A 19,527-nucleotide genomic window follows, 5' to 3' on the forward strand; every position below is an offset into this window, starting at 1 on the left:
GTTTTTAAGAAAAGGTTTACGTATTTGAAATTTCTATTAACAAAAGATATAATAAAGTGTATAATTAAATTGTTAAAAAAATGACATAGGGGAGGAATAAATATGTTTCCACAATGGGAAGGATTTAAAGGCGAAAGCTGGAGAGAAAGTATTGATGTTAGAAGCTTCATACAAAAGAACTACAAATTATATGAAGGTGATTCAAATTTCTTAGCACCAATATCAGAAAAAACTTCAAAGGTATGGGGTAAGGCAAGAGCATTAATCATTGAAGAAATTAAAAAGGGGATTATAGATATAGCTACTGATAAAGTATCAGGAATTGATAACTTTGAAGCTGGATATATAGATAAAGACAATGAAGTAATCGTTGGATTACAAACAGATGCTCCACTTAAGAGAATTGTTAATCCATTTGGTGGGATGAGAATGGTTGAAAGTTCTTGTGAGGCTTATGGATATGAATTAGACAAAGACATAAAAAATCATTTTTCTGCATATAGAAAAACTCATAACCAAGGTGTATTTGATGCTTATACTAAAGAAATTAGAGCAGCAAGAAGTGCAGGATTATTAACAGGTCTTCCAGATGCTTATGGTAGAGGTAGAATAATAGGTGACTATAGAAGAGTTGCTTTATATGGAATCGACTTCTTAATGGAAGAAAAGATGAAGGATCTAGATAATCTTCAAGGTGATATGCTTGATGAATTAGTTAGACAAAGAGAAGAAGTTAATATGCAAATTAGAGCTTTAGCTGAAATTAAGTCAATGGCAGCTAAATATGGCGTTGATATTTCAAAGCCAGCAGGAACAGCAGTTGAAGCAGTTCAAGCTTTATACTTTGGATACTTAGCAGCAATCAAAGAAAATAATGGTGCAGCTATGTCAATCGGAAGAACTTCTACTTTCTTAGATATATATATTGAAAGAGATTTAGAGTCAGGATTAATAAATGAAGAACAAGCTCAAGAAATAATTGACCAATTAATTATAAAGTTAAGATTAGTTAGACATTTAAGAACTCCTGAATACAATGATTTATTTGCTGGAGATCCAACTTGGGTTACAGAATCAATTGGTGGTATGGGCATAAATGGTAAAGCTCTTGTAACTAAGAACTCATTTAGATATCTTCATACATTAACTAATTTAGATCCAGCACCAGAACCAAATATGACAGTTTTATGGTCACCAAATCTTCCATCAAACTTTAAGAAATATTGTGCTGAAATGTCTATAAAGACTGATGCTATTCAATATGAAAATGATGAAGTTATGAGACCAATATATGGTGATGATTATGCAATTGCTTGTTGTGTATCAGCTATGCAAGTTGGTAAGCAAATGCAATTCTTCGGAGCTAGAACAAACTTAGCTAAGGCTTTATTATATGCTATAAATGGTGGAGTTGACGAAAAGTCAGGAAAAACTGTAATTAAAGGATTAAAGCCAATAAATGATGAAGTTTTAGATTTCAAAACAGTTATGTCAGTTTATGATAACGTATTAGAATATGTAGCTAAACTATATGTTGATACAATGAACATAATTCATTGCATGCATGATAAATATGCATACGAAGCAGGACAAATGGCATTACATGACACTGAAGTTGGTAGATTAATGGCATTTGGTATAGCTGGTCTTTCAGTTGTTGCAGATTCATTATCAGCTATTAAATATGCTAAGGTTAAACCTATAAGAAATGAAGCAGGAATAGCTGTTGATTTTGAAATTGAAGGAGATTTCCCTAAATACGGAAATGATGATGATAGAGTTGATGATTTAGCAGTAGGATTAGTAAATAAATTCTCAGCTGAACTTAAGAAACATCCATTATATAGAGATGCAAAACATACTTTATCAATATTAACTATAACTTCAAATGTAGTTTATGGTAAGAAAACTGGATCAACTCCAGACGGAAGAAAAGCTGGAGAACCATTTGCACCAGGAGCTAACCCAATGCATGGAAGAGATGAAAATGGAGCATTAGCATCATTAAACTCAGTTGCTAAGATTCCTTATAATCCAGCTTGTCAAGATGGTGTTTCAAATACATTCTCAATTGTTCCAGATGCATTAGGAAAAGAAGAAGGTCAAAGAATTGATAACTTAGTTGCAGTTCTTGATGGATACTTTACTCAAGGAGCTCATCACTTAAATGTTAATGTATTTAACAGAGCAACTTTATTAGATGCTATGGAAAATCCAGAAAAATATCCTACATTAACTATTAGAGTTTCAGGATATGCAGTTAACTTTAGTAGATTAACTAAGAAACAACAAATGGAAGTTATAAGTAGAACATTCCATGAAGCACTATAAGATTTAAATTAATATACATTCCCCTATTCATTTTTGGATAGGGGATTTATAAATAATGGACAATAGACAGTGGAAATTTTTTAAAGTATCTATTGTCAATTGTCCATTTATTGTATTATAAGATTAGTTTTAATATACAGGAGGATTTAGTATGCTAAAGGGAAGAATTCATTCGATAGAAAGTATGGGACTTGTAGATGGTCCAGGAATAAGAGTAGTAGTATTTTTTCAAGGATGTGCATTAAGATGTCTTTATTGTCATAATCCAGATACATGGATAGAAAATGGTGGAACAGAGTTTACAGCAGAAGAATTAGCAAAAAGAATTTCAAGATTTAAAAATTATTTTAATTCATCAGGTGGTGGAGTTACTTTTTCAGGTGGAGATCCTTTAAGACAACCAGAATTTTTATTAGAAGTTTTAAAGCTTTGTAAAAAGGAAGGTATACATACTTGTTTAGATACATCAGGTGTTGGAGTTGGAAATTATGATGAAATATTAAAATATACTGATTTAGTTTTATATGATGTTAAGCATTTAACTGAAGAGGGATATAAGGATATGACAGGTCTTAATATGGAAGAAACTAAAAAATTCCTAGAAGCTTGTGAAAGAAACTCTACTAAGCTTTGGATAAGACAGGTAGTTGTACCAGGGAAAACTGATACAATGGAGTATATGTTAAAGCTTAAAGAATTTGTAGAAAGTATTAAAAATGTTGAAAAAGTAGAATTATTACCATATCATTTATTAGGTGTTAATAAATATGAGACATTAGGTCTTAAGTATAGACTTGATGGGGTAGATGCAATGGATAAAGAAAAATGTAATGAATTTAAAAAGATATTTGAAGATATAAAATAGATTAATTTATTATATTATAAGAGCTGAAATATAAATAAAATGTATAATTTATTAAGTGCATTTTATAAAATTTCAGCTCTTTTTTTATATAATATTAATTTAATTGATTTGAAAAGTATCCAGCAGGAATAAGTCTTTTCTTCATTCCATGAATAACAGTCAAATAAGTAGCGGCAGTATCGAATCTAGCATCATGATAATTGCCACTTCCCTCAAATAATTCATTTGCTTTATTAGTTATTTCTTCTTCTGTAATTCCAAGATAATCAATTACTTCAGCAAGCTTAGGATTTTTAATATTACCATTAGGATTTGGAAGCTTACATATATTTTTATAATATGCCATAGTACAAAATGTATTTTTAGCTTCCCATGTTGTGTCTATAAGCCCAGCTTCCCAGAGTTGTTGAACTTCATGTTTTAAAAACTTTATATCAAACTGAACATTATGTCCTATAATAAAATCTGCATCAAAGAAATCAGGCATAAATTCTTGGATAGAATCGATAAACTCTTGCCCATTAGATAGTTCATATAATTTTTCTAATGTAAATCCATGAACTGCTTGTGCACCATCGTCCATAGAATCAACAGTAAAAAAGAAATTTTTTCCTGTTGTGGTTTGAGGTTTAGTTGAAGTATCTATAACTATGTAACTTAATTGACATATATTACCGGGTCTTATACTAGTAGTTTCTGTATCAAAAAATAATAATTTCATTTTATCCTCCTAAGAAATACACTTTAAATTACTTATTATATAATAACATAAAAATAATATAAAAAAATAACTAATAGAAAAACTATTAGTTATTTTTAAATGAGTTAGAAATTATTTTTAATAACTCTAGACAAGTTTCTAAAGTTCTATTATTTTTATCTAAGTTAGGGTTGAATTCTACAAAATCCATAGATCTAACTAATGAAGTTTCAATTATAGTTTCTATAACCTTTTTTCCTTCTTTAAATGTTAATCCTTCTTCTACAGGAGTTCCAGTTCCAGGAACATAAGAAGGGTCTAATGAATCTATATCAAAACTAAAATGAATATCTTTAATACCTTTATCTTTTAAAAGGGTTTTAAACTCTTCTAAAACATTTTCGATTCCTTTAGATTTTATATCTTTCATAGTCCAAACATTAAGAGAATGAGATTCTATTAATTTAAGTTCACCTTCATCTAAATCTCTTACTCCTAGTAAGAATACATTCTCAGGTTTAATTTTTTTATTGCCAAAATATAAGTTAATTAAATTTTCATGTCCTATTCCCATAGAACCCGCCAAAGGCATACCGTGAATATTTCCAGATGGTGATGTATCATGGGTATTAATATCTCCATGTGCATCAACCCAAACTACAGCTAAATTATCGCCGTGGAATTTACTAGAAGCTGCAACACTTCCAAGTGCTAATGAGTGATCTCCACCTATTACTAAAGGCAGATAAGAGTTTGTTAAGGACTCATAAACTTTATCAGCTAGTCCAATATTTGATCTAACAACTTCATCTAAATACTTCATTTTGTCATTAGCTGCGTATTTATCATTAGAAGAAACATTTTTCACATGTACTTCGCCCATATCACAGACTTGGTGGCTTTTCTTAAAGATATCTAGAAGGTTGTTCTCTCTTAAAATTTTAGGCCCATTCTCAACTCCAGGATTATCACATCCATAGAATATAGGCATTTCAATAATACTAATATTCATAAAACAAACCTCCAAATAGGAATAATTTTTTTTAGGCAATATATATATATTAATAGCATAATCTAAATAAGTAAATAAAAATTTAAAAAAAATTTAAATTATATTATTATTATATGCAAGATTAAATTTTTAATAGATAATATACAATAAATAATATAGTAAAATATATCTGAAAAAGTGAAAAAAAGGAGAAAAAAATAAAAGCCCGTAAGAGAAAAAAGTTCTTACAGACACTTATTTTTAATAATAATTAGAAAGAGAAACTTCTCCAGACATAACTATTTTTTCTTCACCTTTTTTATTTTTTACTAAAAGTGAACCAGATGGAAGTATATCCATACAAATCACAGATTCTTCACCAAATCTAGTTAGTAAAGAAATTTCCTTCCCTATAATTAAGGAATTATTTTTACATATTTCTATAGAGGTTTTAGCATCATTAGTTTCCAAAATCTCTCTAAATAAATCTTCAAAGTTTTTCAGAAAATCACATAATAAAGAAACTCTATTAAAATTTTTAGAAGATTCTATTGATAAAGAGGTAGCTTTATTAATTAAATTATCTGGAATTTCTTCTTTTGAAATATTAATATTTATACCAAATCCTAAAATAATGTAATTTATTCTATCCATATCACAACTCATTTCTGTAAGTATTCCACAGAATTTTTTATTGTTAAGTAGTAAGTCATTAGGCCATTTGATTTTTATATCTAAATTATAATTTTTTAATGTTAAAGTTAATGCGGCAGCAGCAATTTGAGTTATTTTTGGAGCTTGTATTGGCTCTAAATTTGGCTTTAATAATAATGAAGCCCAAATCCCGCCTTTAGGAGAACTCCAATCTCTATCTAATCTACCTTTACCATCAGTTTGAACTTCACTTATTATAAGAGTTCCATTTGGTTCTTCATAAGCGATAGATTTTGCAAAAGTATTTGTTGAGTTTATTTTTGAAAAATATTTAATATTTTTTCCGATATATGTAGTATTTAAGTTTGATTTTATTTCTATTGGATTTAATAGATCTTTTATAGGGAGTAATTTATATCCTTTGTTAGATATCCCTTCTATTTTATATCCTTCTTTTTTTAGTATATTTATATATTTCCAAACGGAAGCTCTAGTTATTCCTAAATTATCACTAATTGTTTGACCAGATAAATAATCATTATGATTTTTTAATAAATTAAGTATTTTTTCTTTCATATTTCACCTCGTAAAGTTTAATATAGTGAGATTATAACATAACATACTATAATAAGAGAAATAATGAAAGAAATTAGTAATATATAAATATAAAATCTATTGATAATAATATATATATGATAAATTAAGAAGTTTGTAATGAAAATGACAAATTTCTGTATTATAATTATAGTAATATTGTTGTAAAATAATAGTATTTGGTTATATAATAGTAAAGTAAAAGGAGGAGTTAGGATGAGTGAAAATGATAAAAATAGTAGAAAATCTAAAGCTAGTAAAAAGAAATTAAATAAAAAGAAGAAGATTATAATAATAAGTCTAACCATAGTAGCCTTATTAATAGCGTCTGTGGTAGGAGTTTATTTAAATATTAGAAACCAAATTTATGTTGAATATACACCACAAGAAACAAAAGGGGTGGAATATAAAGAGGTTTCAGGAGTAACTAATGTATTACTAATTGGTACAGATGGACGTACTTTAGATGAATCAGCAAGATCAGACTCCATAATTATTGCTACTATTGATAGCAACACAAAAAAGGTTAAGTTAACCTCTATAATGAGAGATATTTTAGTAGATGTACCTGGATATGGAGAACAAAAAATAAATGCGGCCTTTGCATTAGGTAGTGCTGAATCTGATTCAAATGGTAAACTTAAAGGTGCAGTAGGTGGCGCAGGACTTTTATTAGAAACAATAAGAAATACATTTAAAATTAATATAGATAAATATGCAATAGTTAATTTTTGGGGATTTGAATCTATAATTGATGAAATTGGTGGAATAGAAGCTGATATTAAAGATTATGAAATAGATGAAATAAATAAGTATATTGGTGAAACAACAGAAACTAAATCAGAGCCAATTACAAAAACAGGAGTTCAATTACTTAATGGTGCACAAGCATTATCATACTCTAGAATAAGATATGTAGGTAATAGTAACTTTGAAAGAGGAGAAAGACAAAGAGCAGTTTTATATCAAATTGCTACTAAGTTTAAAGATGTTAATCCTTTAAAATATGTTAGTATTGCAAATAGTCTTGCAAAACATATTAAGACTAATATAGATATACCAGAAGCTTTAAATTTAGCTTATACAGTATATAAATTCCCAAGCTTGAATTTTGAACAAATACAAATGCCACAAAATGAATTAATAGTAAGAGATTATTTATATAAAGATTTAGGTTGGTGTTTAATAATAGATAAAGATCAAAATTCAAAAGTTTTACATGACTTTATATTTGAAGATAAGCTTCCAAACCCAGAAGAGTTTAGTATTTCTCAAATTAAAAGTTTAGAAGCACAATATAATGCAGAAGAAGCAAGATATAATTCTCTTTATAATGTAAAGCCAGAGGAATATAATGACAAAGATAAAGATAAAACTAATGTAGTACCAAAGCCGGCGGAAAAGCCAGAAGCACCAAAGCCAGAGGAGAAACCACCGGTTACGAATCCAGAAGCTCCAAAGCCGGAAACTACTCCACAGGTTCCGCAAGTTCCACAACCAGAAGCTCCAAAGCCTGAACAGGTACCACCAGCACAAGGAGGAAATGGAAATCAAACTCAACCTGCTCCACCAACTAATGGTGAACAAGCACATTAGTAAAAGTTATGTAAATAAAGAACTTCGTAGTAGACGAAGTTCTTTTTATTAAAATAATGTTAATAATAGAAATATAGAGTAATAAATATGATATAATCTAAAAATAAGAAGTTTGAGGAGTGAATTAGTTTGAGAGGATTTTTGCTAAGTACAATATTAACAGTACCAGCTATTTTAATAGCGTTTACAGCTCAAGGATATGCAAGAGCAAAGGTTGCAGATAAATTAGGAGATAAAACTCCAAGATTCCAAGGAAGATTAACTTTAAATCCAGCAGCGCATATAGATCTTGTTGGATTTATAATGATATTATTTATTGGCTTTGGTTGGACTAAGCCGGTAGATACAAATCCTAATGCATACAAAAGGGGATATAAAGATGCAATAAAAGTTACTGTAGCAGCACCACTTGCAAATTTATTAGTTGGATTTATATTTACAATTATATTTGTATTTTTTGCTGTTTTAACTAAAAATATTTTACCTTCTACATTCTATGCAGTTGGATGTATGATGATAAAATTTACAGCAGTAATAAATGTTAATTTATTTGTATTTAATTTATTACCACTTCCTGGACTAGCTGGATTTGAAATATTTAAACAAGTAAGTCCAAGAACATTTTATAAGGTAGCAGATATACTTTATCAATATCAAATGATAATATTATTAGGTGTAATTTTAGTAGGTCAATATATTCTTAGAATTCCATCAGAATTAATATTAAATTTATTTAGTTCTATAGCTAGCTTTATATTAAGAATATTTATTTAAAGATATAAGTAAAAATTCAATTATAAAATAGATAAGCCTCTTGAAATTAATAAATTTCAAGAGGCTTTAATATAATTTAAATGCTATTAAATTATCTCTTTTTTCTTAATAATAAGTTCTCTGTTATATACTTCCATGAATGTATTACTAGCTCTTAAAGCTTGACGAATTTCAAAATCAACATTTATATCAGAGTATACTAAAATTTCTACAGTTTTATCATTTATATTTAAAGAAAAGTCTTTAATAGCTCCAACAAGGCTTCTATCGAGACCGTCAGCAATTTTTAGCAATGCTCCTATTTGCTTAATAGCTTTTAAATCTAATTGACTTATAACAGCTGAAAATGGTGAAATTGGAGTTTGATAATTATTAAATCTATGAGAAGCAGCTATAGCAGCACTCATAATAAGTTCTTTATGAGTTAATCCGTTTATATAAGAGTTTAATATTACATAAAATGAATGTTTATGATGACTATAGTAATTAATACTAATGCCGCAATCATGTAACATAGTAGAGGTTTTTATTATGTTAGTAAATTCATTACCTAAATGGTGAAGAGGCTTTAGATTATTAAAAAGCTTATAAGTTATATCAAAAACATTTTTAGCATGATTTTTATTACTATTTAAAATATCTAATATACCATTTAAGCTATAGTCTAGAATATCATCTATAACATTATAATTTTCTTTTAAATACTCATACATAAGACCTTCTCTAAGACCTCTACTAGAGATAAAAATATTACTACAATTAATAAGTTTTACTATATTATGAAAAATTGTTACACCGCCAACTACTATATCAGCAAATTCAGGATCTAAACCATCTAATCTTTGTCTTTGCTTTAAATCCTTTGATTTTACTAAGTTATATATATCTTTAACATCTAAATCATTTAATTCATAGTTATGAGGAATATCAAAAGGATATCTTTTTCTTACGCTATCTATTTTTCCTATATTTCTAGAGGTAGAAGAAATACCTATTATTGAATCAAATATTGTTTCTTTTAACCATGATATATCTTCTAGATTTTCATTAACATAAACTTTAGCAGTTTCAAGATCATCTCGTAAAACTCTATCATTTAATTTGTATTTATATGTTAGGTTAACGCTACCAAATGGAAGTGTAGCATGTTTTATAATGGAATTATCTTTAACCCAAGCAATATAAGTATTGGTTCCAGCAACCTTAACAATTAAAGAATTTTTAATATACATACTTCGTAGAACACCTAAGAAGTTATAATAAATTTCTTCATCGCAACTTAAAACTTTAACATCTAAATTAAGCTCTTTTTTTATCATAGGAACTAAAATATCTCTATTTTGAGCAGCTCTAAAGGATTCAGTTGCAACTACTATTAATTTATCTGCACCTGAAACTGTACATAGTGATTTAAAAGCACGTAATGTAGAAAGTATAGAAGAAAAGTTTTCACTACAAATTCCACAATCTTTAACTAAATCATGACATAATCTAACAGGGGTTTTTAATTCATCTATAATCTTAAAATACCCACTATTATCAACTTCTGTTAACATAAGCCTTAGAGAACTAGAACCAATGTCAATTATACCTACTCTTTTCATAAAAACTCCTTGAATTATATAAAAAAATATTATAATACTTATTTATAGTATTATAATAAATATTAAAGTATTTTGTAAATTTTTCAAGAGGTAAAAGGTTAAATATTATTAATAAAAGATTTATTTTAGTTGACATTAAAACTTTTATTTATGTATAATATGTATATTAAAATTAAATTTTCATATAATCATAGAAGAGGAGAGTACTATAATTGAGTCTTTTAGCGAATAGGGAGTGGTGGAAGCCTATAAGATAGATTATTAGGAAGAGAACCTTGGAGATATCTACCGAATTTGTAGTAGGCTAGATCGTATTTGCTTGCGTTAAAGCATCAAGTGGCATATTTTATGCAATTAGAGTGGTACCGCGGATATAATTTCGTCTCTTATATTTTATAAGAGAGGGAATTTTTTTATTTTATAGAAAAATAAAATTTAAAACAACAAAACGGAGGGTTAAAATGGATTACAAAAAGAAAGTTTCGGAAATTTTAAAACAATATATAGATATGGATACTGTAGCTATAGAAAAGCTTATAGAAATACCACCAAAGCCAGAAATGGGAGATTATGCATTTCCTTGTTTCCAACTAGCTAAAGCCTTTAGAAAGGCTCCTAATATGATAGCTGAGGAACTTGCAGAAAAGTTAGATAAAGATGGCTTTGAGAAAATAGTTAACTTAGGACCATATGTTAATTTCTTCGCAGATAAAAGCATATTTACTAAAAATACAATAGAGAAGGTATTAGCAGAAGGTGAAAATTATGGTTCATCTAATATAGGAGAAGGAAAAACAGTTTGTGTTGAATATTCATCACCAAATATTGCAAAGCCTTTCCATGTAGGACATTTGTTTACTACAGCAATAGGTAATTCTTTATATAAATTATTTAAAAAAGAAGGATATACAGTTGAAGGAATCAATCATTTAGGTGATTGGGGAACTCAATTTGGTAAGCTTATATCAGCTTATAAGAGATGGGGAAATGAAGAGGCTTTAGAAGAAAATGCTATAAATGAGTTACTTAGAATATATGTAAAATTCCATGATGAAGCTGAGCAAAATCCAGAACTTGAAGATGAAGGAAGAGCATACTTTAAAGCATTAGAGGATGGGGATAAGGAAGCTGAAGAATTATGGAATAGATTTAGAGAGTTAAGTTTAAAAGAATTTGAAAGAGTATATGATATATTTAATGTTACTTTTGATTCATATGCAGGAGAGGCTTTCTACAACGATAAAATGGATGTTGTAGTTAATGAGTTAAGAGAGAAGGGGCTTTTAGTAGAAAGTAATGGAGCACAAGTAGTTATGCTTGATGAATATAATATGCCTCCATGTATAGTACTAAAGGGTGATGGAGCATCTATATATGCAACAAGAGATTTAGCAGCAGCTATGTATAGAAAGAAAAAATATAATTTTGATAAGAGCATATATGTAGTTGGAACACCCCAAGCATTACACTTTAAACAAGTATTTAAAGTTTTAGAACTTGCAGGTCATGAATGGGCTAAAGATTGTGTTCATGTAGGATTTGGTTTAGTTAAGTTTGCCGATAGAAAGCTTTCAACTAGAAAGGGAGAAATTATCCTTTTAGATGATCTAGTAAGAGAAACAGTAGATAAAACTTTAGAAATAATAAATGAAAAGAATCCAACTCTTGAAAATAAAGAAGAAGTTGCTAAGAAAATAGGTGTTGGTGCTTTAGTATTTACTTACCTTAAGAACTCAAGAGAAAAGGATATTGTATTTGATTGGAAGGAAATGCTTTCATTTGAAGGTGAAACAGGTCCATATGTTCAATATTCATATGCTAGAGCAAAGAGCATATTAGGTAGAGCAGATAAGCTAAAGGGAGTTCAAGACTATTCAAAGCTTACTTCAAAAGAAGAATTTGAATTAGTTAAGACTTTAGAAAATTTAAATAAACAAATTCATTTAGCAATAGAAAAATTAGAACCATCAGTTTTAACAAGATATGTAATTGATGTTGCAAAAGCATTTAATAAGTTCTACAATGCACATTCAGTATTAAATTTAGAAGATGAAGGTTTAAAAGAAGCTAGACTTAAGCTTACAGAAGCAACATGTCAAGTTATTAAAAATGGATTAGAGTTATTAGGAATAGAAGTTGTTGAAAAAATGTAAGGAATGGATGCGTATGCATCCATTTTTTATAGAAAATTAACAAAGTTATAAATACTTTATGATATAATCAGTATAAATATTTAGGGAGGTGTAAGTTTGTTTAATAAATACATTAAATATAAAGAGATAATAATAGCAATAGTTTTTTCTATATTAGTAAGTGTAGTTGGAGCTAAGCTTATAGATAATTATCCTTATTTTTTTGGAATAATAAAAAAACTATTCTCACTTATTGTTCCATTTATATATGGATTAGTAATTGCATATATATTAAATCCATTAGTAAAGCTACTAGAAAAAAGGTTTAAGCTAAAGTCTGGAGTAGCTATATTATCTACATATATATTGATAATAGGTGCAATGTCATTAGTAATAGTCTACTGTATTCCAAATGTTGTACAAAGTATAATAGATCTTACTAAGAATATTCCAGATTATATAACAGATGCTCAAAGCTGGTTAAATAATTTTTTAAATAATGAGGCAGTTAAAGGCATTATAACTAAAACAGGAACTTTTGATAGCGTAAATTCTTTAATAGCACAAGTTGGAACAATGGCAGTTAATGTATTAGAAGGTTCAGTATCTTATATATTTTCAGTTTCAAGCCAATTAGTAAAAATATTTTTAGGAATATTAATTTCAATTTATGTATTAGTGGATAAAGATAGAATAATTTTAGAAACTAAAAAGGTGACATATTTAATATTAAAAGAAAAAAGAGCAAAAAAATTAATTGAAGCTATAAGAATATATCATAAAATGATAGGAACTTATATAGGAATAAAAGCTATAGATTCATCAATAATTGGAATAATGGCATTTATACTATTAAATATAGTAAAATCAGAATATGCAGTGCTTTTAGCTTGTATAGTTGGTATTACTAATATGATACCTTATTTTGGACCATTTATAGGAGAGATAGTTGGATTTTTATTTAACGTTTTTGTTTCTCCAACTAAAGGTTTAACAGTATTTTTAGTTTTATTTGCATTGCAAATGTTTGATGGATGGTATTTAGATCCAAAATTAATAGGAAGTAAAGTTGGAGTAAGACCATTTTTTATTATTTTAGCAGTTGTAATAGGTGGAGGATTCTTTGGTCCAATAGGAATGTTACTTGCATCACCTACAGCAGCAACATTAAAATTTTATTATACAAGAGTTATGGATAAAAATGATGAATTAGTAAGATTAGCAAATAAAGAGTAATAAAAATCCACCAGCTTAGCTGGTGGTATTTCCTAAGCCCTATAAGGGCCTCTTACCTGCATTGCGCCTTAAGGCGCTTAAATTGGTTCGCCAGCCGCATACTATGTTACTTGCTACCCTTAAAAGGGTCCATATATTCTTTCATACTTATTTGATCTGAAATCATATCTTCTTTTTCTTGATTTCTTATATATTCTTCAATTGCCTTTCTATTTCTTCCTACTGTATCCACATAAAATCCACGACACCAAAAATGTCTATTTCCATACTTATACTTCAAGTTTGCAAATCTTTCAAAAATCATAAGACTACTTTTTCCTTTTAAAAATCCTACAAAGCCTGATACACTCATCTTTGGTGGTATCTCAACCAACATATGTATATGATCAACGCATACATGCGCCTCGATTATAGTTACACCTTTCCACTCACATAACTGTCTTAATATTTTACCTATTTCTTTTTTCTTTTCTCCATATAGCTCTTTCCTCCTATACTTAGGCGCGAATACTATATGATATTTACAATTCCATTTTGTATGTGATAAACTATTACTATCCATTACGGATGCCTCCTTTGGTTATTAAATTTGGCTGTCGAACCTAGTTTAATTATACCAAAGGAGGTTTTTATTTCCTACTGACCGCTAAAGCTTTTCGGAACTCACCTGCATAGCAGGTGGTTTTCATTAAACAAAAAAATAAACTGAGAAATTTTAAATTTCTCAGTTTATTTTTGTAATTAACTACTTCTTTTTATTTTTATAACTAGGGCAGTGTGATGAGCAACTTCCACAGTTACAACCGCCTTTAGAAGATTTTCTAATACTTCTAAATATTATAAAGGCTGCAACAGCCACAATTACTAAAGTAATAAGAATTTCCATAAAAACACCTTCTTTATATAAATAATCTTGCAATATTAAAGACTATAAATGATACTACCCATGCTAATACTAGTTGGTAAGCAACAGAAAATAAAGTTAATTTATTACCAAATTCTTTTTTCATAGCTCCAAGCACTGATATACATGGTGTATATAATAATACAAATACAAGGAATGAAAGTGCAGAAGCTGCTGTAAAATGAAGAGGAAGCATTGCTGTTAAATCACCAGCAAATATAATTTCCATAGAAGCTACAACAGTTTCTTTAGCTAATAATCCAGTTAATAATGAAACTGAACTTTGCCAATTTCCAAATCCAAGAGGACTAAATACTGGAGCTATAAAATTACCAATTGAAGCTAACATACTATCATTAACATCAGTCATTCCTGTAAGATTAAAGTTTGATAAGAACCATATAACAACACTCATTGCAAAAATTATAGTTCCTGCTTTAATTAAGAAACTTTTTGCTTTTTCATAAACTTGTTTTACCATATTTTTTAAAGATGGTTTTTTGTATTCAGGTAGTTCAATTATAAAAGGTTCTTCATCTTTCTTAAAGAAAGTATTTTTAAATATAATACCTAATATAAATGCTAAAACAACGCCTAGTAAGTACAATAATGCCACTACTAATCCAGCATAATTAGGGAAGAAAACAGCAGCAAAAACAGCATAAACAGGCAACCTTGCGTTACAGCTCATTAATGGAACTAATAATGCAGTAAGTTTTCTATCTTTTTCACTTTCTAAAGTTCTTGCAGACATAATGGCAGGAACAGTACAACCAAAACCAACTATCATTGGAATAAAGGCTTTACCTGAAAGTCCCATCTTTCTCATAAGCTTATCCATTATAAAAGCAACTCTTGCCATATATCCACTATCTTCTAAAAATGATATACAAGCAAATAAAGAAAGTATTATAGGAAGTAATACTACTATTCCACCTACACCAGCTATAATACCATCAACTATTAATGATTTAAACCAAGGTGCAGTATTAGATAGTAATTCAGAAACGTATGGTAGAAGAGAATCGTTTAAGAATCCATCTAACATATCAGATAAAGGTTGTCCAACCCATGAAAATGTTACTTGGAACATTAAAGCCATAATAACTATAAATATTATATAGGCAAGCCATGGATTTAAGAAAAAGTTATCTAATTTATCTTTTAAATTATTCTGTTTACTTAAATCTTTTTTACTACATTTAGATAGTAAATTTTCTATAAATTCATAAGCTTCACTTTCATTATTGAAGTGATAATCATTATCGTTATTTGAACTTAAAAAATTACCAGACTTTAATGCTTCTTTGATTTCAGAAATTCCTTGTTCTTTAGAAGCAATTATAGGAATTACTGTAACTTGCATAAGTTCTGATAGTTTATTATAATCTATATTTATTCCTTTTTTTTCAGCAACATCTATCATATTAACAGCTAATATAATAGGTTTTTTAAATTGTTTTAACTGTGTAGTTAAATAAAGGTTTCTATCTATATTAGAAGCATCTACTATATTTAATATAACATCAACTTCATCAGTCTCTAAAAAGCTTTTAGATATTTTTTCTTCATTTGAAAAAGTATCCATAGCATATATACCAGGTAAATCAACAATTTTAATATCGTCAAAAAAACCTTCTTTTTTGTCTACTGTAACCCCAGCCCAGTTACCCACCTTTTGATTTGATCCTGTTAGGCTATTAAATAATGTTGTTTTACCAACATTAGGATTACCCAGAAGTGCAATTGTCTTCATTATTTTATATTCCCCCTAAATTGCTAAAAAAATATTTTTAGCATCTTTTCTTCTGATTGCTAAGTCAAATCCCCTAAGATTAAGAATTATAGGATCTCCAAGTGGAGCAACTCTTTTAAGCTCTACTTCAGTACCTTTTATACATCCTAATGCGGATAATCTTTTAGCAAGTTTTTCATCACCACTAATTGATTCTATTATAGCCTTGTCCCCTAATTTTAAATCGCAAATACTCATATCTCCACCTCATATTGAAAATCATTATCATGGTATTATAATAGCAAAAACATACTAAATAGTCAATGTTTTTTAAATATAGTTGAAATTTATTTTCAGCTATATATTAAGGCACAAAAATAAGTAAACATAATAATATATAAGTAGTGATTATATATTATATTTATTTTTATATTTAGAATAAAAGATGATATAATAAAATAGTATGATATATAAACAAGTAATTTTTAAAAAGGTGATAAATATAAGGAAGAAAGAGTGATAACGTGATAATTCGTGAAAATATTATAGAGGTTGAACCTATATCACAAGAGTTTATGTTAAATACCAATGAAATCAATAGAACTCCAGAGGAACTTATATTCTTTGACCTAGAGCATTATGTATATAAGAAACCTAAATGTATTGGAGTTTTTGGTGCTTGTGTGTATAAAAACAGTAAACTTTATGTTACCCAATATATGATTGAAAACAAAAATGAAGTAATAGATATTTTAATTTTAGCTAAAAAATACTTTGTAAATATGAAAAATCAAGGAAAAAAGGCCATAGTAACTTTTTCAGGTAATAATGATTACACCGTTATTAACTACTTGTTTAAGAAGTATAATATAAACTTTGATTTTTCTAAAGAATTTGAGGATATAGATATTCAAAGAGAATACGAAAAGGAAAAAACACACTCTATAGGATTAAAGAATTTAGAGAAAGAATTTGGAATTCATAGAGAGGGGGATGTTATTAGTGGGTCTAACTTAGCTAAGACATTTCATAAGGTTTTAAAAGATAGAGAGTATATTATTAGAATGCCAAAAGAGAAAATAGAAAATATACTTCTTTATAATGAACAAGATGTAACTAATCTTTATATTATCTACACTTTATGGGAAAGCTATGTTTTTAAAGAAGATATAGAAGATGAAAATGAAGATATTTTTGAAGAGGATAATAATGATTTACCAAATGAAACTATCACTGAGGATACAGAAAATAGTGAAGTTTTTGCAGAAATTAAAATTAATAAGAAATCAAATATAAATAAAAAAGTAGAAGAAGCTTAAATTAAAAAAAGTTTATTAATTTAAGAAGAAATTCTTAAATGATAGATGCTCCCAAAGGTTTTTCATGGGAGCATCTATCATTTATTATAAGGTATATTGTTTACTAAATAGCTATTTTTTATAGATTTCCTTTCCATCAGAAACTAAAATAATATTACCTTCAATATCTGTTCTATAAGTAGTAATATTATTTTCATCTAATAAGGAGGTTATTTTTTTATTTGGATGATTATAGGTGTTATCCTTACCAACAGAAATAATAGCATAAGTTGGAGAAATAGCTTTTAAGAAATTTTTACTAGTTGAAGTTGTTGAACCGTGATGACCTATTTTTAAAACATCACAATTTAAATCATAGTTATTTTTCAAGACTTCATCTTCTGATTTTTTTTCAGCATCTCCAGTAAATAAAAATGAGTTTTCACCAAAAGTAATCTTTATAATCGGTGAAAAATTATTTAGATTATCTCCATAATCACTAGAGTTTGGCGAAAAGACTTCAACATTTGTTTTACTACCTAAATCTATAGAAGATATAGAAGCTTTTATTACTTTAATATTTAAATTTTTGCTTATTAATTCTTCAACCATTCTTTCAAAAGCTTTAGTATTACTCGTAACCTTTGGAGCATAAAAGTTAGTTATATTATATTTACTTATAATATCTGCCATATTTCCTATATGATCTTCATGAGGATGGGTTGCAATAACGTAATCTAAATTTTTTATTTTTAGTGAATTCAAATATGAAAAAAGTTTATCTTTTTCGCTTTTAGGGCCAGAATCTATAAGCATATTTTTATTGTTAACTTGAATCAAAATCGCATCTCCTTGACCAACATCAATATAATGAACAAGGAATAAATTCTCATTTAAGTTTGAATCTTTTGAATTAGTACATCCGACTAAAATTATCATTAGTACTGACAATAATATAAAGGATACTTTCTTTTTCATAAAACCTCCAATTAGTATGTTGTGTAAATATTTTACACTAATGAGAATTACAATAAAAGAAAAAGTTGTTATTGAATAAAAAAATATATGAAACTATAATATTATTACAAAATAAATATGGTAGGTGAAAAAATGGGAATGTATTTAAAAGGAATTAATTATTTATTATATATGGTAGCACTTAGATTAAAATCTATTAAATTATGGTATATAAGAAAAACAAAAGGAAGTAAAGCAGGATTTGAATATAGTGCAAAGGTTGGTCGTGATTGGGCTGATTATACTATAAATAGATCAATAAAAATGAATGTAACTGTAATAGGAAAAGAAAATATTCCAAATGAAGCATGTTGCTTCATTGGAAACCATACAAGTATATTAGATATCCCGCTTTTAATAGATTCAGCAGAAAGATCTATGGGGTTCATTGCAAAAAAGGAAATGTTAAAAACTCCTGTTATAGGATATTGGATGAAACAGTATAATTGTGTAGCCTTAGATAGAGAAAATACAAGGGAAGCTATAAGAGTTATACAAGAAGGTGCAGAAAATCTTAAAAAAGGTTATAGTATGGCTATTTTTCCGGAAGGGACAAGAAGTAAAGATGGAAAACTTAGAGAATTTAAAAAAGGAAGTTTAAAACTTGCTACAAAAGCAAAGGCGCCTATAATTCCAGTAGCAATAGATGGAGCTTATAGAGCTTTTGAAATAGATAATAAATTTAAATCTATAGATTTAAAAGTAACTTTTGGAAAAGCAATTTATACAGATAATTTAACAAGAGAAGAAGAAAAAGCCTTAATGGATAAAGTAAGAGGCTTTATAGCAAGAGAACTTAATCAAGAGTAAAAAGTAAAAAGTAGCTGTCAAGTTAAGGTACTTACATACAATATAGTGTTTTATAAGTTAAAAGCTAGTATAATATATTGTGGTGTACATTCTTAGAGCGACAGCCTTTTTTTATTCCATAATTTTACGAATGTATATTTAAAAAGTTATACAATGTTCATACTGGTAAGTAATATATTTATTAATTAGTAAATATATTTCGTTATGGTTATTAATATTGTAAATAATTATTGGTAAAAGATAATTGAAAATGTTTTCTTGAGGATTATTTTTGATAATTTGATAA

The 19,527-nt window shown here is 27.9% G+C and carries 17 protein-coding genes and 1 other annotated feature; of the genes, 8 read left to right on the forward strand and 9 right to left on the reverse strand.

The window, feature by feature from the left end:
- Positions 1-102 precede the first annotated feature (102 nt).
- Together pflB and pflA are read left to right on the forward strand one after the other, a co-directional pair.
- The gene (gene pflB / locus ACYQ1T_RS11435; RefSeq protein WP_459834795.1) at positions 103-2,331 is read left to right on the forward strand and encodes a formate C-acetyltransferase; all 2,229 of its coding nucleotides are present in this window, start codon (positions 103-105) and stop codon (positions 2,329-2,331) included.
- A gap of 151 nt (positions 2,332-2,482) precedes the next feature.
- A complete protein-coding gene (pflA, locus tag ACYQ1T_RS11440) occupies positions 2,483-3,196 on the forward strand; it encodes a pyruvate formate-lyase-activating protein (RefSeq protein ID WP_459834797.1) in 714 nt (237 codons plus the stop codon).
- 94 nt (positions 3,197-3,290) lie between these two features.
- On the opposite strand, the gene ACYQ1T_RS11445 is transcribed toward pflA, so the two are convergent.
- The 3 genes from ACYQ1T_RS11445 to ACYQ1T_RS11455 form a co-directional block, all read right to left on the reverse strand.
- Positions 3,291-3,917, reverse strand: a complete 627-nt coding sequence (locus tag ACYQ1T_RS11445; protein ID WP_459834799.1) for a 3'-5' exonuclease — start codon at positions 3,915-3,917, stop codon at positions 3,291-3,293.
- A gap of 85 nt (positions 3,918-4,002) precedes the next feature.
- On the reverse strand, positions 4,003-4,908 hold the full coding sequence (rocF, locus tag ACYQ1T_RS11450; RefSeq protein ID WP_459834801.1) for an arginase: 906 nt from the start codon (positions 4,906-4,908) through the stop codon (positions 4,003-4,005).
- Between the two features lie 240 nt (positions 4,909-5,148).
- Entirely contained in the window at positions 5,149-6,117 is a 969-nt protein-coding gene (locus ACYQ1T_RS11455; protein ID WP_459834803.1) for a biotin--[acetyl-CoA-carboxylase] ligase, read from the reverse strand.
- 234 nt (positions 6,118-6,351) lie between these two features.
- Here ACYQ1T_RS11455 and ACYQ1T_RS11460 point away from each other — a divergent pair, with 234 nt between their 5' ends.
- Together ACYQ1T_RS11460 and ACYQ1T_RS11465 are read left to right on the forward strand one after the other, a co-directional pair.
- Positions 6,352-7,731 (forward strand): LCP family protein, encoded by a 1,380-nt coding sequence (locus tag ACYQ1T_RS11460; protein WP_459834806.1) that lies wholly within the window; start codon positions 6,352-6,354, stop codon positions 7,729-7,731.
- A gap of 129 nt (positions 7,732-7,860) precedes the next feature.
- Positions 7,861-8,505: a site-2 protease family protein gene (locus ACYQ1T_RS11465; protein ID WP_459834808.1), complete on the forward strand. Its 645-nt coding sequence runs from the start codon at positions 7,861-7,863 to the stop codon at positions 8,503-8,505.
- 86 nt (positions 8,506-8,591) lie between these two features.
- Here ACYQ1T_RS11465 and ACYQ1T_RS11470 read toward each other — a convergent pair whose 3' ends face one another.
- Positions 8,592-10,109: a Ppx/GppA phosphatase family protein gene (locus tag ACYQ1T_RS11470; protein WP_459834810.1), complete on the reverse strand. Its 1,518-nt coding sequence runs from the start codon at positions 10,107-10,109 to the stop codon at positions 8,592-8,594.
- Positions 10,110-10,291: 182 nt separating this feature from the next.
- Positions 10,292-10,499: a binding site (T-box leader), on the forward strand.
- A gap of 71 nt (positions 10,500-10,570) precedes the next feature.
- Here ACYQ1T_RS11470 and argS point away from each other — a divergent pair.
- Together argS and ACYQ1T_RS11480 are read left to right on the forward strand one after the other, a co-directional pair.
- Positions 10,571-12,262 (forward strand): arginine--tRNA ligase, encoded by a 1,692-nt coding sequence (argS, locus tag ACYQ1T_RS11475; protein WP_459834813.1) that lies wholly within the window; start codon positions 10,571-10,573, stop codon positions 12,260-12,262.
- Between the two features lie 96 nt (positions 12,263-12,358).
- On the forward strand, positions 12,359-13,477 hold the full coding sequence (locus tag ACYQ1T_RS11480) for an AI-2E family transporter (RefSeq protein ID WP_459834815.1): 1,119 nt from the start codon (positions 12,359-12,361) through the stop codon (positions 13,475-13,477).
- Positions 13,478-13,583: 106 nt separating this feature from the next.
- On the opposite strand, the gene tnpA is transcribed toward ACYQ1T_RS11480, so the two are convergent.
- The 4 genes from tnpA to ACYQ1T_RS11500 all read right to left on the reverse strand — a co-directional run bounded on the left by tnpA (position 13,584) and on the right by ACYQ1T_RS11500 (position 16,374).
- Complete coding sequence (tnpA, locus tag ACYQ1T_RS11485; protein WP_459831012.1) at positions 13,584-14,039, reverse strand: IS200/IS605 family transposase; 456 nt, start codon at positions 14,037-14,039, stop codon at positions 13,584-13,586.
- 183 nt (positions 14,040-14,222) lie between these two features.
- Complete coding sequence (locus ACYQ1T_RS11490) at positions 14,223-14,363, reverse strand: FeoB-associated Cys-rich membrane protein (RefSeq protein ID WP_459834817.1); 141 nt, start codon at positions 14,361-14,363, stop codon at positions 14,223-14,225.
- 13 nt (positions 14,364-14,376) lie between these two features.
- Positions 14,377-16,137 (reverse strand): ferrous iron transport protein B, encoded by a 1,761-nt coding sequence (feoB, locus tag ACYQ1T_RS11495; RefSeq protein ID WP_459834819.1) that lies wholly within the window; start codon positions 16,135-16,137, stop codon positions 14,377-14,379.
- Between the two features lie 15 nt (positions 16,138-16,152).
- Positions 16,153-16,374, reverse strand: a complete 222-nt coding sequence (locus tag ACYQ1T_RS11500) for a FeoA family protein (RefSeq protein WP_459834821.1) — start codon at positions 16,372-16,374, stop codon at positions 16,153-16,155.
- A 266-nt stretch (positions 16,375-16,640) separates the two neighbouring features.
- Here ACYQ1T_RS11500 and ACYQ1T_RS11505 point away from each other — a divergent pair, with 266 nt between their 5' ends.
- On the forward strand, positions 16,641-17,435 hold the full coding sequence (locus ACYQ1T_RS11505) for a ribonuclease H-like domain-containing protein (RefSeq protein ID WP_459834823.1): 795 nt from the start codon (positions 16,641-16,643) through the stop codon (positions 17,433-17,435).
- 111 nt (positions 17,436-17,546) lie between these two features.
- Here ACYQ1T_RS11505 and ACYQ1T_RS11510 read toward each other — a convergent pair whose 3' ends face one another.
- Positions 17,547-18,392, reverse strand: coding sequence for a ComEC/Rec2 family competence protein (locus ACYQ1T_RS11510; RefSeq protein WP_459834825.1), 846 nt, complete (start codon positions 18,390-18,392; stop codon positions 17,547-17,549).
- 117 nt (positions 18,393-18,509) lie between these two features.
- Here ACYQ1T_RS11510 and ACYQ1T_RS11515 point away from each other — a divergent pair, with 117 nt between their 5' ends.
- Positions 18,510-19,241 carry a lysophospholipid acyltransferase family protein gene (locus ACYQ1T_RS11515; protein ID WP_459834827.1) on the forward strand — a complete coding sequence of 244 codons (732 nt, stop codon included), beginning with the start codon at positions 18,510-18,512 and terminating at the stop codon, positions 19,239-19,241.
- Positions 19,242-19,527: the final 286 nt, after the last annotated feature.

The sequence above is a fragment of the Clostridium carnis genome (assembly GCF_054657435.1).